12 protein-coding genes are annotated in these 15,866 nt (G+C 67.6%); 5 read left to right on the top strand and 7 right to left on the bottom strand.

Features of this window, described 5'->3' with window-relative positions; genetic code table 11:
• Nucleotides 1-4: 4 nt before the first annotated feature.
• On the bottom strand, nt 5-751 hold the full coding sequence (locus WS57_RS31505; protein WP_059513246.1) for a GntR family transcriptional regulator: 747 nt from the start codon (nt 749-751) through the stop codon (nt 5-7).
• A gap of 167 nt (nt 752-918) precedes the next feature.
• On the opposite strand from WS57_RS31505, the gene WS57_RS31500 reads away from it, so the two are divergent.
• The gene (locus WS57_RS31500) at nt 919-1,764 is read left to right on the top strand and encodes an aldo/keto reductase (RefSeq protein ID WP_059603460.1); all 846 of its coding nucleotides are present in this window, start codon (nt 919-921) and stop codon (nt 1,762-1,764) included.
• Nucleotides 1,765-1,814: 50 nt separating this feature from the next.
• Here WS57_RS31500 and WS57_RS31495 read toward each other — a convergent pair whose 3' ends face one another.
• From WS57_RS31495 to WS57_RS31480, 5 genes are all read right to left on the bottom strand, one after another.
• Nucleotides 1,815-2,834 (bottom strand): HoxN/HupN/NixA family nickel/cobalt transporter, encoded by a 1,020-nt coding sequence (locus WS57_RS31495; protein WP_009689873.1) that lies wholly within the window; start codon nt 2,832-2,834, stop codon nt 1,815-1,817.
• A gap of 150 nt (nt 2,835-2,984) precedes the next feature.
• Entirely contained in the window at nt 2,985-5,096 is a 2,112-nt protein-coding gene (gene fusA, locus WS57_RS31490) for an elongation factor G (protein WP_040128016.1), read from the bottom strand.
• A gap of 218 nt (nt 5,097-5,314) precedes the next feature.
• A complete protein-coding gene (locus WS57_RS31485; RefSeq protein ID WP_009689868.1) occupies nt 5,315-5,815 on the bottom strand; it encodes a DUF192 domain-containing protein in 501 nt (166 codons plus the stop codon).
• Between the two features lie 160 nt (nt 5,816-5,975).
• Complete coding sequence (locus WS57_RS36520; protein WP_006398520.1) at nt 5,976-6,188, bottom strand: hypothetical protein; 213 nt, start codon at nt 6,186-6,188, stop codon at nt 5,976-5,978.
• A 282-nt stretch (nt 6,189-6,470) separates the two neighbouring features.
• Nucleotides 6,471-7,049 (bottom strand): pseudouridine synthase, encoded by a 579-nt coding sequence (locus WS57_RS31480; protein WP_059478972.1) that lies wholly within the window; start codon nt 7,047-7,049, stop codon nt 6,471-6,473.
• Nucleotides 7,050-7,322: 273 nt separating this feature from the next.
• Between WS57_RS31480 and icd the strand changes: the two genes are divergently transcribed.
• Nucleotides 7,323-8,579, top strand: a complete 1,257-nt coding sequence (icd, locus tag WS57_RS31475; protein ID WP_009689865.1) for an NADP-dependent isocitrate dehydrogenase — start codon at nt 7,323-7,325, stop codon at nt 8,577-8,579.
• 273 nt (nt 8,580-8,852) lie between these two features.
• A complete protein-coding gene (locus tag WS57_RS31470; protein WP_059513250.1) occupies nt 8,853-11,078 on the top strand; it encodes an NADP-dependent isocitrate dehydrogenase in 2,226 nt (741 codons plus the stop codon).
• A 126-nt stretch (nt 11,079-11,204) separates the two neighbouring features.
• Here the strand turns inward: WS57_RS31470 and WS57_RS31465 are convergent, their stop codons facing one another.
• Entirely contained in the window at nt 11,205-11,429 is a 225-nt protein-coding gene (locus tag WS57_RS31465) for a hypothetical protein (RefSeq protein ID WP_009689862.1), read from the bottom strand.
• Nucleotides 11,430-12,031: 602 nt separating this feature from the next.
• Here WS57_RS31465 and WS57_RS31460 point away from each other — a divergent pair.
• The gene (locus WS57_RS31460; protein WP_069245285.1) at nt 12,032-13,630 is read left to right on the top strand and encodes a multicopper oxidase family protein; all 1,599 of its coding nucleotides are present in this window, start codon (nt 12,032-12,034) and stop codon (nt 13,628-13,630) included.
• 330 nt (nt 13,631-13,960) lie between these two features.
• Nucleotides 13,961-15,706, top strand: a complete 1,746-nt coding sequence (locus tag WS57_RS31455) for a YadA family autotransporter adhesin (RefSeq protein ID WP_236871930.1) — start codon at nt 13,961-13,963, stop codon at nt 15,704-15,706.
• The last annotated feature ends 160 nt before the right edge of the window (nt 15,707-15,866 follow it).

The following is a 15,866-nucleotide window of genomic DNA, read 5'->3' as shown; positions in this document are numbered from 1 at the left end:
CGACTTACTTGCGCAGCTCGACGACGAAGTCGTAGTAGTCGTTGCGGCAGTAGGTATCGGTCAGCTCGATCGCGCGCTGGTCCGCCGTATAGCCGATCCGCGTGATCAGCAGCAGCGCGTCGTGCGGCGCGATGCCCATCTGCTCGGCGATCTCGTCGCTCGCATTGACCGCGCGGAAATGCTGGAGCGCGCGCACGATCGGCGTGCCGCGCGCTTCGAGATAGCTGTACAGCGAGCCGCCGATCGCCTGCGGATCGGGAATCAGCGTTGCGGGGAACGTCGAGTTCTCGACCGCCATCACGATGCCGTCGGCAAGGCGCAGCCGCTTCAGGCGCGTGACCGACGCGGCCGGCGACAGCCCGAGCTGGATCACTTCGTCGCGGTTGGCGGGCTGGATCTCGCGCGCGAGCCATTGCGAACTCGGCTTGAAGCCGCGCCGCTCGAGCATCTCGCTGAAGCTCGACAGCCGCGACAGCGGATCTTCGTAGCGTGGCTGGATGAAGTTGCCCGCGCCCTGCGTCCGGCGGATCAAGCCCTGCTCGACCAGCAGCGCGATCGCCTTGCGCGCGGTGATGCGCGACACGCCGAGCGCATCGCACAGCACCCGTTCCGAAGGCAGTGCCTCGCCGGCCGTCCAGCGGTTGTCGTGGATCGCGTCGCCGAGCTTGCGGGCGAGCTGCAGGTAGAGCGGCGTATCGTTGTCGGGGTCGGGGCGCAGGTCCTGCCAGCGGTCGTCCGTGGGTGCCTTCATGGGATGGGTGTCGATCAGGTTGCGGCCATTCTAAGTCATCGTGCGGCGCCGTTATAGCCGGTTTTTGCCGTGCAATAGGCGCCGCGCGCGCCGATTGACTACACTGATGCGTCGTATTCCATGCTTCGGCCGCGATGGGGCGGCCACGAATCCGCAGCGAGGAGCGCATGACAGACACGATCGCCACGGTTGCGTTGCCAGACGGCGAGACGATCCCGAAGCTCGGCCAGGGCACCTGGGAAATGGGCGAGCGGCCGGCCCGGCGCGCCGACGAGATCGCCGCGTTGCGCGAAGGGATCGCGCTCGGGATGACCCTGATCGATACGGCCGAGATGTACGGCGACGGCGCGACCGAAACCCTGCTCGGCGAAGCGCTGCACGGCCTGCGCGACGAGGTGTTCCTCGTCAGCAAGGTCTATCCGCACCATGCGAGCCGGCGCGGCGTGGTCGCCGCGTGCGAGGCGAGCCTCAAGCGCCTGCGCACCGACCGCCTCGACCTGTACCTGCTGCACTGGCGCGGCTCGGTGCCGCTCGAGGAGACGGTCGAAGGGTTCGAGGCGCTGAAGCAGGCCGGCAAGATCCGTCACTGGGGCGTGAGCAACTTCGATACGGCCGACATGGCCGAGCTCGTCGACGAGGCGGGCGGCGGCGCATGCGCGACCAACCAGGTCCTCTACAACATCGCGCGGCGCGGCCCGGAATTCGACCTGCTGCCGTGGCTCGCCGATCACCGCATGCCGGCGATGGCGTACAGCCCGGTCGATCATGCGCGCCTGCCGAAGCGCTCGCCGCTCGACGAGATCGCGCGCGAGCGCGGCGTATCGGTGATGCGCGTGGCGCTCGCGTGGGTGCTTGCGCGGCCGGGCGTGTTCGCGATCCCGAAGGCGGCGCGGCTCGAACACGTGCGCGACAATCGCGCGGCGCTCGATCTCGTGCTGACCGACGACGAGCGTGCGCAGCTCGACGCGTATTTCCGCGCACCGCGCAGCAAGCGTGCGCTGGAGATGCTGTGAGCGATGCCGGTGCGTAGCGCCGCATGAGGTGCGGCGCGCGCATCGGCCCGTCAGCGCGCCGGCGCGTCGGCCGCCCGCTGCCAGCGATGGAACAGGATCGACGCGATCCAGCAGACGATGAACAGAGCGACGATCCCGTAGCCGATCGCGCCGAAGCGGTCGCCGATCGCATCGAGCGCGTCGCGCACGGGGCCCGTCAGCGACAGCTTGTCGGCGAGCAGGCCGGCTGCTTCGATCCCGCCGATCGCGAGCGCGACGGCCGCCGACACGAACGTGATGCTCGCGTTGTACAGCAACTTGCGCTGCGGATCGTCCATTGCCCACCCGTACGCATGAATCATCAGCACGTTGTCGGTCGAATCGATCAGCGTCATGCCGGCCGTAAACAGCGCGGGAAACAGCATCACCGTATAGATCGGCAGCCCTTGGCTCGCCTGCGCGGCGGCGATCGCGAGCAGCCCGATTTCGGTCGCGGTATCGAAGCCGAGCCCGAACAGCACGCCGACCGGATACATGTGCCAGCTCTTCGACACGAGCCTGAACAGCGGACGCAGCAGCCGCGCAACGAGGCCCGCCGGGCGATGCGCATGCACGGCGTCGTGCGCGTGGCGCTCCGGCGCGCCGCTGCGATAGCGGCGCCACAGATCGCGCAGGATCATCAGGTTCGCGCACGCGAGCACGAGCAGGAAGGTGGCCGACACCGCGGTGCCGACCGTGCCGCCGATCTCGCGGAACGCGTCGAAGCGATCGCGCAGCGCGAACGCGGTCAGCGCGATGCCGAGCGTCGCGCCGAGCACGATCGTCGAATGGCCGAGCGAGAAGCACAGGCCGACCGTCAGCGGGCGCCGGCCGTCCTGCATCAGCTTGCGCGTCGCGACGTCGATCGCCGCGATGTGATCCGCGTCGACCGCGTGGCGCAGCCCGAGCCCGTAGGCGATCGCCGCGGTGCCGAGCAGCAGCGGATGGTCGCGCAATACCGCCAGCGCCCACAGCCACACGGCCGCGTTCGCGGCGATCAGACCGGCATAGAGCAACAGCAGGCGGCGCAGGGCAGGGGAGGCGGACGGCATCGGGACGGTTCCATCGGACGAATCGCGAAATATTGTGGCACGTGAAAAAAATGCGCGGCGTGCCGATCGAAAATGCAGTCCGCTCGTCGGCGCGACGAAAAAAAGCCCGTCCGGAACCGGACGGGCTTCGTGCACTGCGCGGCGGGCGGCTTACTTCGGCTTCGCGTTGATCACCGCTTCCGACACGTTCGCCGGCGTTTCCGCGTACTGCTTGAACTCCATCGTGTAGGTCGCGCGGCCCTGCGTGGCCGAGCGCAGCGACGTCGAGTAGCCGAACATCTCGGCGAGCGGCACTTCGGCGCGCACCAGCTTGCCGCCGCCGCCCGCGATGTCCTCCATCCCCTGCACGATGCCGCGCCGGCTCGACAGGTCGCCCATCACGTTGCCCATGAAGTCCTCGGGCGTCTCGACCTCGACGGCCATCATCGGTTCGAGCAGCACCGGCTTCGCCTTGCGCATCGCTTCCTTGAAGGCCATCGAGCCGGCCATGCGGAACGCGTTTTCGTTCGAGTCGACGTCGTGGTACGAGCCGAACGTCAGGTGCACCTTCACGTCGACGACCGGATAGCCCGCGAGCACGCCGCTCTTCAGCGTTTCCTCGATGCCCTTGTTGACCGCCGGGATGAATTCGCGCGGAATCACGCCGCCCTTGATCTCGTCGAGGAACTCGTAGCCCTTGCCCGGGTTCGGCTCGAGCGTGATCACCGCGTGACCGTACTGGCCGCGCCCGCCCGACTGCTTGACGAACTTGCCCTCGACGTCGGTGGCCGTCGTACGCACCGTCTCGCGATATGCGACCTGCGGCTTGCCGACGGTCGCTTCCACGCCGAATTCGCGCTTCATCCGGTCGACCAGGATTTCGAGGTGCAGCTCGCCCATCCCCGAAATGATGGTCTGGCCGGATTCCTCGTCGGTCTGCACGCGGAACGACGGGTCTTCCTGCGCGAGACGGTTCAGCGCGAGGCCCATCTTTTCCTGGTCGGCCTTGGTCTTCGGCTCGACGGCCTGCGAGATCACCGGCTCCGGGAATTCCATCTTCTCGAGGATGATCGGCTTCGCCGGGTCGCACAGCGTGTCGCCCGTGGTCGCTTCCTTCAGGCCGACGGCCGCCGCGATGTCGCCCGCGCGCACCTCCTTGATTTCCTTGCGCTCGTTGGCGTGCATCTGCAGGATCCGGCCGAGCCGCTCCTTCTTGTCCTTGGTCGCGTTGAGCACCGTGTCGCCCGATTCGACGACGCCCGAATACACGCGGAAGAAGATCAGCTGGCCGACGAACGGGTCGGTCATGATCTTGAACGCGAGCGACGAGAACGGCTCGTCGTCGCTCGGATGACGTTCCGCCGGCTTTTCCGGATCGTGGAAGTCGTGGCCGAGGATCGCGGGCACGTCGACGGGCGACGGCAGGTAGTCGATCACCGCGTCGAGCATCGCCTGCACGCCCTTGTTCTTGAACGCGCTGCCGCACAGCATCGGCACGATCTCGTTGGCGATCGTGCGCTGGCGCAGCGCGGCCTTGATCTCGTCCTCGGTCAGCGATTCGTGGTCGTGCAGATACTTCTCGAGCAGTTCCTCGCTCGCCTCGGCGGCCGCCTCGACCATCTTCTCGCGCCACTCGTGCGCGAGATCGACGAGGTTCGCGGGGATGTCCTCGTACGTGAATTTCACGCCCTGGCTTTCGTCGTCCCAGACGATCGCCTTCATCTTGACGAGGTCGACGACGCCCTGGAAATGCTCTTCCGCGCCGATCGGAATCTGGATCGGCACCGCGACGCCCTTCAGCCGCTCGCCGATCTGCCGCTGCACGCGGAAGAAGTCCGCGCCGATGCGGTCCATCTTGTTGACGAACGCGATGCGCGGCACCTTGTACTTGTTCGCCTGGCGCCACACGGTTTCGGACTGCGGCTGCACGCCACCGACCGAGTCGTAGACCATGCACGCGCCGTCGAGCACGCGCATCGAGCGCTCGACCTCGATCGTGAAGTCGACGTGCCCGGGGGTGTCGATGATGTTGATGCGGTGTTCCGGATAATTGCCGGCCATGCCTTTCCAGAAGGCCGTGGTCGCCGCCGACGTGATCGTGATGCCGCGTTCCTGCTCCTGCTCCATCCAGTCCATCGTGGCCGCGCCGTCGTGCACTTCACCGATCTTGTGGCTCACGCCGGTGTAAAACAGGATGCGCTCGGTCGTCGTGGTCTTGCCGGCATCGATGTGAGCGCTGATCCCGATGTTGCGATAGCGCTCGATGGGGGTTTTGCGGGGCACGTGAACCTCCTGGTGGTTCGGATCGTAAGCGGGCCGGCTGGGCCGGCCCGGGCTGGAACAAGCGAGACTTCAAGCATAGCGCTTGCGCGTGGCTTTTGCAGATGCGGGCCGTGTCGGCGGAATCAAGCCGGCCGCCGCCGGCGCACGAAAAAAAAGCCGGCGCGCGCAGGCGGCCGGCCGGGCGGGGCGTCGCGGCGCGTGCGCCGCGGCGGCGGCCGTTACTGGAGCTTCGGCAGCCCGTCGAGCTTCATGCCGGGCTTGATGCCCTTCGCGGCGAACCAGCCCTTGCTCATTTCGAGCGCATAGACGCCGTTGTTGCGCGGGCAGTGGTTGTCGGTCGTCTCGGCCTGCATCTCGGCGATGTCGGTGATGGTGCCGTCCGCGCGGATGAACGCGATTGACAGCGGGATCAGCGTGTTCTTCATCCAGAAGCAGTGCACCGCATTTTCGTTGAACACGAACAGCATGCCTTCGTTCGGCGCGAGCTGCGAGCGGTACATCAGCCCCTGTTCGCGGTCGGCGTCGTTCGCGGCGACGGCCGCGTCGATCACGTACATGCCGGCGCGCAGCTTGACGCGCGGGAATTCGCTCGGCTGCTTGGCGCCGGGCGGCATCTGCGCGCCGGCGCTCTGCATGCCGAACGCGAGGACGGCGAGCGCGGCGGGGAACACGGCGGCGCGCGCAAGGCGGCCGAGCGACGAGCGCAGGGAGAATCGCACAGCTGGACTCCTGTCTGGAAAACGAGACCCGCATGGTACGCGATGCGCGCAGGCGGGCACAAAAAAGAAAAAGGCAGATCGCCTCGCGGTGATCTGCCTTTCAACGCCGTAAGAACGGCAAGACTGCGTGTTCTTGACTGCGTTATTACAGCAAGCCTGCTTAGTTCGAAGCAGCTGCCGGTGCTTCGGCTTCGCTAGCTGCCTTCTTGGCTGCGTGGTGCTTCTTTGCGTGGTGCTTCTTGGCAGCCTTGTGCTTTGCCGGTGCCGAAGCAGCTGCCGGAGCAGCAGCCGAAGCAGCTTCCGGAGCCGATGCTTGTGCGAAAGCAGCCGTTGCGAAGAGACCAGCGACCAGAGCGGCGATCAGTTTGTTCATGTTGTGTTCCTCAGCTTTAGTTAATTAACCAAATGACCCGGCAATAGGAGTCATGTCGTCTAACGGTGCCATCCACCTTTCGGTTGACAGACGCTTCGAGAAATTTCTCTTTGCGCTGCGGGCGCCGAATCGTATTCGAAGAAAACGTCGCTTTCGTGACGCAAACACGGCTTCGGCTGCCAATGCCGGATAGCTAAGGTTGGCATCTGCGTGGTTTAACGCGCGATCTTCGCAGGCGGTTGACGAAAAAGATGACGAAAAATCCGGGTCTGCCGGCGCGGTTCATTCGACGCGGGCGAAACCGTCCCACGGCGCGCGCGGCGGCAGCGCGATTGTTTCGCCGGGCGCAATGCCGAGCGCGAATATGTCGAGCGCGCCGATGCCGACGCGCACCAGGCGCAAGGTCGGGAAGCCGACCGCTGCCGTCATCCGGCGCACCTGCCGGTTCTTGCCTTCGGTGATCGCGAGTTCGATCCAGGTCGTCGGGATCGCGGCGCGGTAGCGGATCGGCGGGTTGCGCGGCCACAGCGTGTCGGGCGGCTCGATGAATTCGGCGCGGCACGGGCGCGTCACGTAGTCGCCGAGATCGACGCCGCGCGCGAGCGCCTTCAGGTCGGCCGCGCCCGGCGCGCCGTCGACCTGCGCCCAGTAGCGCTTGACCAGCTTGTGGCGCGGCTCCGCGATGCGCGCCTGCAGCGCGCCGTCGTCGGTCAGCAGCAGCAGGCCCTCGCTGTCCGCGTCGAGCCGGCCGGCCGGATAGACGCCGGGCGTTTTTACCCAGTCGCCGAGCGACGGCCGCGTCTCGTGCGCGGAAAACTGGCAAATCGTGCCGAACGGCTTGTTGAGGGCGATCAGGGGCATGGCGGAGGTCCGGCCGGCGGGCCGCGCGAGGCGGGGCGGGCAGTCTATGGCAAATGGCGGAATCTTAATGCATAATACGGAACGGCAAGTCCTCTGTCTTATATAAGACATAAGGGAAGACTTGATACGCAGCGCCGCGCTTCGTGCCGCCGTGCCCGGTTGGGGCGCTAGAATAGCGGCTCGCTGTTGCCGTCAAGGGCACGCATCCGTCGCCCCGCCGCGCACGCAGCTTCGACCAGCAACACCTGCTCAGCCACGTCACTGGAGTCGATCATGCCGTATCAGCACATCAAGGTTCCGGAAGGCGGTGACAAGATCACCGTCAACAAGGATTTCTCGCTCAACGTTTCCGATCAGCCGATCATTCCCTATATCGAAGGCGACGGTACGGGCTTCGATATCACGCCGGTCATGATCAAGGTCGTCGATGCGGCGGTGGCGCACGCTTACAAAGGCAAACGCAAGATCCACTGGATGGAGATCTTCGCGGGCGAGAAGGCGACCAAGGTGTACGGTCCGGACGTGTGGCTGCCGGACGAGACGCTGCAGGTGCTGAAGGAGTACGTGGTGTCGATCAAGGGGCCGCTGACGACCCCGGTCGGCGGCGGGATCCGTTCGCTGAACGTCGCGCTGCGCCAGGAGCTCGACCTGTACGTGTGCCTGCGCCCGGTCCAGTACTTCAACGGCGTTCCGTCGCCGGTGCGCGAGCCGCAGAAGATCGACATGGTGATCTTCCGCGAGAACTCGGAAGACATCTACGCGGGCATCGAATGGGCGGCCGGCTCGGAGCAGGCGAAGAAGGTCATCAAGTTCCTGCAGGACGAGATGGGCGTGAAGAAGATCCGTTTCCCGGAAACGTCGGGGATCGGCGTCAAGCCCGTGTCGACCGAAGGCACCGAGCGCCTGGTGCGCAAGGCGATCCAGTACGCGATCGACAACGATCGCAAGTCGGTCACGCTGGTGCACAAGGGCAACATCATGAAGTTCACGGAAGGCCTGTTCCGTGACGCCGGCTATGCGCTCGCGCAGAAGGAATTCGGCGGCGAGCTGATCGACGGCGGCCCGTGGATGCGCGTGAAGAACCCGAAGACGGGCGGCGAGATCGTGATCAAGGATTCGATCGCCGACGCGTTCCTGCAGCAGATCCTGCTGCGCCCGGCCGAATACGACGTGATCGCGACGCTGAACCTGAACGGCGACTACATCTCCGACGCGCTGGCCGCGCAGGTCGGCGGCATCGGCATCGCGCCGGGCGCGAACCTGTCGGATTCGGTCGCGATGTTCGAGGCGACGCACGGCACCGCGCCGAAGTACGCAGGCAAGGATTACGTGAACCCCGGTTCCGAGATCCTGTCGGCGGAAATGATGCTGCGCCACCTCGGCTGGACCGAAGCGGCCGACACGATCATCGCCGCGATGGAGAAGTCGATCCTGCAGAAGCGCGTCACGTACGACTTCGCGCGCCTGATGGAAGGCGCGACGCAGGTGTCGTGCTCGGGCTTCGGCGAAGTGCTGATCGAGAACATGTAAGGCCCCTTGCGGGGTGGGCCGGCGCGCAGCCGGCCGCCCCGGCGCTGCTGCCGGCGCCGGGGCGTTTCGTGGATGGCAGGTTTGGCAGGGCGGCCCGGGATCCGGGCCGCGGCGCCGCGAGGCGGCCCGCAAGCCCTGCAAGGTAGAACATGACGGCCCTCGCAACACCACCGCCCGGTTGAGCCGGCGCCCCTTTCGCGACCGACCCGGTCGCTCCCCGCCGGTTACCGCCGGCGCTCTTCAGTCCCATTTTCACGTAGCAACGCATCGACCATGTCCACATCGCCCAAGATCATCTACACCCTCACCGACGAAGCGCCCGCGCTCGCGACCTATTCGCTGCTGCCGATCGTCAAGGCCTTCACGCGTTCGTCCGGCGTCGCCGTCGAGACGCGCGACATCTCGCTCGCCGGCCGCATCATCGCGGCATTCGCAGACGTGCTGCCGCCCGAGCAGAAGGGTTCCGACGATCTGGCCGAACTGGGCCAGCTCACGCTGAAGCCGGAAGCGAACATCATCAAGCTGCCGAACATCAGCGCATCGGTGCCGCAGCTGAAGGCCGCGATCGCCGAACTGCAGGCGCAGGGCTACAAGCTGCCGGCCTATCCGGAAGAGCCGTCGACCGAAGAAGAGAAGGCCGTCAAGGCCCGTTACGACAAGATCAAGGGCAGCGCGGTGAACCCGGTGCTGCGCGAAGGCAATTCCGACCGCCGCGCGCCGCTGTCGGTCAAGAACTACGCCCGCAAGCATCCGCACAAGATGGGCGCCTGGAAGCCGACCTCGAAGGCGCACGTCGCGCACATGAGCGAAGGCGACTTCTACGGCAGCGAGAAGTCGGCGCTGATCGCCGACGCCGGCAGCGTGAAGATCGAGCTGACGACCGCCGACGGCGTGAAGAAGGTGCTGAAGGAAAAGACGGCCGTGAAGGCCGGTGAAGTGATCGACGCGTCGGTGATGAGCCGCAAGGCGCTGCGCAGCTTCATCGAGGCGCAGATCGCCGACGCGAAGGCGCAGGACGTGCTGTTCTCGGTGCACCTGAAGGCGACCATGATGAAGGTCTCCGATCCGATCCTGTTCGGCCATTTCGTGTCGGTGTTCTACCGCGACGCGCTCGCCAAGCACGCGGACGTGCTGGCGCAGGCCGGCTTCAACCCGAACAACGGGATCGGCGACCTGTACGCGCGCCTGAAGGACCTGCCGGCCGACACGCGCGAAGCGATCGAAGCCGACGTCAAGGCCGAGTACGCGGTGCGCCCGCGCCTCGCGATGGTCAACTCGGACAAGGGCATCACGAACCTGCACGTGCCGAGCGACGTGATCGTCGACGCATCGATGCCGGCGATGATCCGCGAGTCGGGCTGCATGTGGGGTCCGGACGGCGAGCTGTACGACGCGAAGGCCGTGATTCCGGACCGCTGCTACGCCGGCGTGTACCAGGCCGTGATCGACGACTGCAAGCAGCACGGCGCGTTCGATCCGGTCACGATGGGCAGCGTGCCGAACGTCGGCCTGATGGCGCAGGCGGCCGAGGAATACGGTTCGCACGACAAGACGTTCCAGATCCCGGCCGACGGCGTCGTGCGCGTGATCGACGAAGCCGGCAACGTGCTGCTCGAGCACGCGGTCGAGTCGGGCGACATCTGGCGCATGTGCCAGACCAAGGACGCACCGGTGCAGGACTGGGTCAAGCTCGCGGTGAACCGCGCACGCGCGACCGGCGCGCCGGCCGTGTTCTGGCTCGATCCGGCCCGCGCGCACGACGCGCAGATCATCGCGAAGGTCGAGCGCTACCTGAAGGATCACGACACGAACGGTCTCGACATCCGCATCATGACGCCGGTCGAAGCGACGCGTTTCTCGCTCGAGCGCATCCGCGCGGGCAAGGACACGATCTCGGTCACCGGCAACGTGCTGCGCGACTACCTGACCGACCTGTTCCCGATCATGGAACTGGGCACCAGCGCGAAGATGCTGTCGATCGTGCCGCTGATGGCCGGCGGCGGGATGTTCGAGACGGGCGCCGGCGGTTCCGCGCCGAAGCACGTGCAGCAGTTCGTCGAGGAAGGCTTCCTGCGCTGGGATTCGCTCGGCGAATTCCTCGCGCTCGCCGCTTCGCTCGAGCATCTCGGCAACGCGTACCAGAACCCGAAGGCGCTCGTGCTCGCGAAGACGCTCGACCAGGCGACCGGCAAGTTCCTCGACGAGAACAAGTCGCCGGCGCGCAAGGTCGGCGGCCTCGACAACCGCGGCAGCCACTTCTACCTGTGCCTGTACTGGGCGCAGGCGCTGGCCGAGCAGACCGAGGACGCGGCGCTGAAGGCGCAGTTCGAAGGCGTCGCGAAGGCGCTCGCCGACAACGAGGCGCGCATTCTCGAAGAGCTGTCGGCCGCGCAGGGCAAGCCGCAGACCATCGGCGGCTACTACCGTCCGAACGTCGAGCTGACGAGCCAGGCGATGCGCCCGAGCGCGACGCTGAACGGCATCGTCGACGCGGCCTGACGCCGGCCGGCGCGCGGATGCGCCGGAAACGGCAGACGTCGACGCGGCGGGCCTGACGGATCGCCGCCCGACGGAAACAAAAAACGCCCCGGATGCCCGGGGCGTTTTGCCTGGCAGGCTTGCCATTCAGACGTGGACGATTTCCCACTCGGCGATTTCGTCCGGCACTTCGAGCGTCGCGGTGTCGAGTTCGGACAGGGCCGCGCAGTCGCCGCGCGAGATGTGGTCGGCCGCATGTTCGGGGCACGAGAACGCGCCGAGCACGGCGTTGCCGAACGTCGCTTCCCAGCCGCCGTTACCCGGCAGGATGTAGAACGACCCGAGCGCTGAACCAAAGCGAAATCCCATCATTTCCGTTCTCCCTTTCTGATCACAAGCGATTCTGTGGTGGCGTGCGCCGGTTCGACCGGCGGTGGCCCGACTGGCTGCTTGCGTCGGGTTCCGTGTCGACCGCCGTCGCGAAGCGTCAGTGCATGGGACAAAGTCTACGTCCGCGACCCGTTCGAATGGTGCGCGTAGAGCGACTTGTCGAAACGAAAAATATCATTCAAAAACAATGCGTTGAAGTCGTCGTTTTGTATTGCGGAACGTTTTTCGGCATCGCGAAACGTCGAATTTGTGCCGTGCACCACAAATTTTTATAACGCAGGGGTTCTTTCCGCATCGTGAAATATTGGCGGTTTCCGGTGAGCGAGCCAAGGGGAGCGACAGCGGCTGTGGAAACAGAAGGGACGGCGGCGCCTGGGGGCCGCGCTACTGCAGCGAAACGATACCGGTCACCGATGGCACACACGGGCGCGTCGGCGCGGCGCGACGGCCGAGCTGCCTGCGACGTATCGCCGCTCGACCGGCGCACACGATTTTCGATAGGGGCCGCCGGTTATGATGGCGCGGGCCCGCAGTTTCGCGTCGCGGCTGTCGCGCGGCCGAGCATGAATAACGAGGAACGATTGATGATACGGAGAACCTTTCTGTCGCACGCCGTCGGCGTGGCGGCCGCATCGCTGTTCGCGCGCACCGCATGGGCGCAGCACGCCGGTCACGCGGGCATGGCCGGTATGGACGGGATGGACGACATGGCCGGCATGTCGGGGCACGGACACGGCAACGGACACGGCAAGCCCGCGCCCGCGCCGCTCGCGGCCGTCGATGCGCTGCCGGCCGGCGCGCCGCTCGCGTCGTTGCGCACGCTGGCCAACGAAAGCCGCGAGCCGGGCCTGTTCCGGGCCACGCTGGTCGCCCAGCCGGTCGCGCGCCCGCTGCTGCGCGGCGCGCGACCGACCACGTTCTGGCAGTACGGCGCGGGCGCCGACGGCCCCGTCGTCGGTCCGCTGATCGACGTGCGCGAGGGCGATACGGTCGAGATCCGGTTCGTCAACAAGCTGCCGCAGCCGTCGACGATCCACTGGCACGGGCTGCCGGTGCCGCCAGAGCAGGACGGCAACCCGTCCGATCCCGTCGCGCCCGGCGCGTCGCGCGTGTACCGCTTCACGCTGCCGAAGGGGAGCGCCGGCACCTACTGGTATCACCCGCATCCGCACATGATGACGGCCGAGCAGGTGTTTCGCGGGCTCGCGGGGCCGTTCGTCGTGCGCGCCGCCGACGATCCGCTGGCGGGCTGGCCCGAGCGCCACCTGTTCGTGTCCGACCTGAAGCTGGCACGCGACGGCACGATCCCGCCGAACGACATGATGGACTGGATGAACGGCCGCGAAGGCCAGTTCGCGCTGGTCAACGGCGCGCGCCGCCCGCGGATCGACGTCGCGGGCGACGAGCGCTGGCGCGTGTGGAATGCGTGCAGCGCACGCTATCTGCGCATCGCATTCGACGACGGCCGATCGTTCGCGCACGTCGGCACCGACGGCGGCCTGTTCGACGCGCCGCGCACGGTCACGTCGCTGCTGATCGCGCCGGGCGAACGCGCGGAGCTGCTGGTGCGCGCCGGCGATCGCGCGTCCCGCGCGGTGCTGCTGGCGGCCGAATACGATCGCCGCAAGATGGCGATGTCGCACGACGATGGTCACGGCAGCCTGCCGCCCGACCCGGCGCTGCCGCTCGCCGACGTCGCGTTCGCACCGGCCGCGCCGCGCGCGCTGCCGGCGACGCTGCGTACGGTGCCGGCGCTCGGCGAACCGGTCGCGAACAAGACGGTCGCGTTCGGCGAGGAGATGGACATGGACGCGATGATGAAGGGCGCGGCGCAGGGCCGGCCGGCGGGCATGCGCTTCACGATCAACGGCGAGACCTACGCGCCGCACCGCGCGACGCTGACCAGCCGGCGCGGCGACGTCGAGCGCTGGACGATCCGCAACACCACCGACATGGATCACCCGTTCCATCTGCACGGCACGCAGTTCCAGGTGATCGAGCGTGCCTCGGACGGCGCGCGCACGCCGGAGCCGTTCCGCGCGTGGCGCGATACCGTGAACGTGCGCAGCGGCGAAACCGTGACGATCCTGACGACGCAGGACATGCCCGGCGAGCGCATGTTTCATTGCCACATTCTCGAACATGAGGATCTGGGGATGATGGGCACGCTGAAGGTCGTCTGACGGAGCGTTCGTCGCGGCGTCGGCGAGATGCCCGACGCAGGCGGCATCGTGTCGTCGGCAGCAGGCCGCGCATCGGTTTCGATGCGCGGCCTTTTCATTCTGGAGGCGCGCGCAGCTTCGGGCCGATTCCGCGCGATGCTATCGGTCAAGTGCGAATTCGCATAGCCGACCGGGAAAGATTGGGACTTGTCATATATATCGGGACGTCTGCCGTCCCTATACTCGATTTCGACCGCCCGTTCGTGCGACCAGTCCTGATCATCGGTAGTCGCGTGTCCGCGGTGTCCTTGATGTGATCGGCCACGGGAACGGCGGCGGTCGACGCGCGGCGTGAATCGGTTCCGGATTCGAGCCGGAATCGGCGCGTGCCGAATATCGAAAAACATAATCAGGATAACTATGGAAAACGGGAAAAACCGGAATGGCAGGCCGACCACGTTCGGGTCGAATGTCGGTTCAACGCGGGCGCACGCCGCGCGTGCGCGGACCCGGCGGATGCTCGCCTCGGGCGTGGCGGGCATGCTCGGATGGGCCGTCCCCGACGCGTATGCGCAACGCGGTTTCGACGAACCGTCCGCGACCGGTTCGAATGCCAGTGCGGCCGATACGTCGGTCATCGCGACCGCAACGCGTGCGCGGGCGCCGGGTCACGACAGCTTCGCGACAGGCGCCCGGGCGCTCGCGGCGGGCGTGAACAGCGCGGCGCTCGGCACCGGTGCGTGGGCGGCGGGCGACGGGAGCCTCGCGGTGGGCGTCGCGGCGGCCGCGCATCACGACGATGGCGTCGCGCTCGGCGCCGGCGCGCAGGCGAAGGGCGAGCAAAGCATGGCCGCCGGCACGCTGGCGACGGCGCGCAGTTCGAGCAGCACGGCGGTGGGCGTGCTGTCGAGCGCGACCGGCGCGGCCAGTACGGCGCTTGGCGCAGATGCGTCCGCGTTCGGTGACGGGAGCGTGGCGCTCGGCAGCGGCGCGAGCGCCATCGAGTTCGACGCGATCGCGATCGGCGTCGCCGCGCAAGCGTCGGCGGATCAAGGCACCGCGCTCGGCGCACACGCGAATGCGGCCGGAATCGACGGCACGGCCGTCGGCGCGCAAGCCGCTGCAACCGGCGCCGGCAGCACGGCGTTCGGCGCGGAGGCGTCGGCATCGGGGGACGGCGCGCTTGCGGTCGGCAGCGGCGCGAGCGCGGCGCAGTTCGACAGCATCGCGATCGGAATGGCCGCGAATGCGGCGGCGGATCGCGGCACCGCGGTGGGCGCGCACGCGAATGCGAGCGGCATGGATGGCGCGGCGGTCGGCGTGTCGGCGCGCGCCGCGGGCGTCGGCGCTGCCGCATTCGGCGCCGATGCGGCCGCAGCAGGCGCGGCGAGTCTGGCGCTCGGGCAGAGCGCGGTCGCGGCGACGGACCGCAGCGTTGCGGTCGGCGCCGGCGCGCATGCGACCGCCGTCAACGGCGTCGCGGCCGGCGCGGGCGCACGGGCCGACGGTGTCGGCAGCACCGCGCTCGGTGCGGGCGCCCGCGCGAGCGCCGACAGCGGCGTCGCGCTCGGCGCCCGCGCGCAGGCGCACGGTTCGCGCAGCATCGCGCTCGGGGGCGACGCGGCGGCTGGCGGCGATGCCGCTGCGAGCCTCGGCAGCGGAGCGTCGGCGGCGGGCGTGCAGAGCGTGGCGCTGGGCGCGCACGCCGTGGCGAGCGGCGCGAACGCGGTCGCGCTCGGTCACGGCGCGATCGTGGATCGGGACGATACGGTGTCGATCGGTGCACCCGGACGCGAGCGCAAGCTCGCCCACGTCGCGGATGGCGTGCTGCCCTCCGACGCCGTCAACCTGCGTCAGCTCCACGCCGTGGCGCGGCGCGCATACGGGGGCGTCGCGGCTGCGACCGCGCTGTCGATGATTCCGGATGCCGATGTCGGCAGGACGGTCGCGCTCGGCATCGGGACGGGCGGCTACATGGGCTACCAGGCCGTTGCGCTGGGCGCATCGATGCGCATCGGCGCGAACCTGAAGCTGCGTGCCGGCGCGAGCCTGAATGCGGCGACGACGTGGGGCGCCGGCGCGTCGTACAACTGGTAGCGGCGCGCAGAAAAACGCTCGCGCGAATATTGCGCCGTGATGACGGCAATCGCGATCGTGAAACGAAGGCGCGCATTGCCGAAGCGATCTGTGCGTCCATTCCGACAATCACGGCGCATGCGCCGTGATTGTGCAAAATGACCGGCCAATCGCCGCAGCG

Origin of the sequence: Burkholderia pseudomultivorans, from assembly GCF_001718415.1 — a bacterium.
Taxonomy (GTDB): domain Bacteria; phylum Pseudomonadota; class Gammaproteobacteria; order Burkholderiales; family Burkholderiaceae; genus Burkholderia; species Burkholderia pseudomultivorans_A.
This window is presented reverse-complemented; position numbering and strand designations above follow the sequence as displayed.

Bases quoted from the DNA above. Each gene is read 5' to 3' on its own strand.
- icd (WP_009689865.1), top strand. From the start codon at position 7,323: ATGCCGTATCAGCACATCAAGGTTCCGGAAGGCGGTGACAAGATCACC.
- WS57_RS31500 (WP_059603460.1), top strand. From the start codon at position 919: ATGACAGACACGATCGCCACGGTTGCGTTGCCAGACGGCGAGACGATC.
- WS57_RS36520 (WP_006398520.1), bottom strand. From the start codon at position 6,188: ATGAACAAACTGATCGCCGCTCTGGTCGCTGGTCTCTTCGCAACGGCT.
- WS57_RS31505 (WP_059513246.1), bottom strand. From the start codon at position 751: ATGAAGGCACCCACGGACGACCGCTGGCAGGACCTGCGCCCCGACCCC.
- WS57_RS31465 (WP_009689862.1), bottom strand. From the start codon at position 11,429: ATGATGGGATTTCGCTTTGGTTCAGCGCTCGGGTCGTTCTACATCCTG.
- WS57_RS31460 (WP_069245285.1), top strand. From the start codon at position 12,032: ATGATACGGAGAACCTTTCTGTCGCACGCCGTCGGCGTGGCGGCCGCA.
- WS57_RS31470 (WP_059513250.1), top strand. From the start codon at position 8,853: ATGTCCACATCGCCCAAGATCATCTACACCCTCACCGACGAAGCGCCC.
- WS57_RS31480 (WP_059478972.1), bottom strand. From the start codon at position 7,049: ATGCCCCTGATCGCCCTCAACAAGCCGTTCGGCACGATTTGCCAGTTT.
- WS57_RS31495 (WP_009689873.1), bottom strand. From the start codon at position 2,834: ATGCCGTCCGCCTCCCCTGCCCTGCGCCGCCTGCTGTTGCTCTATGCC.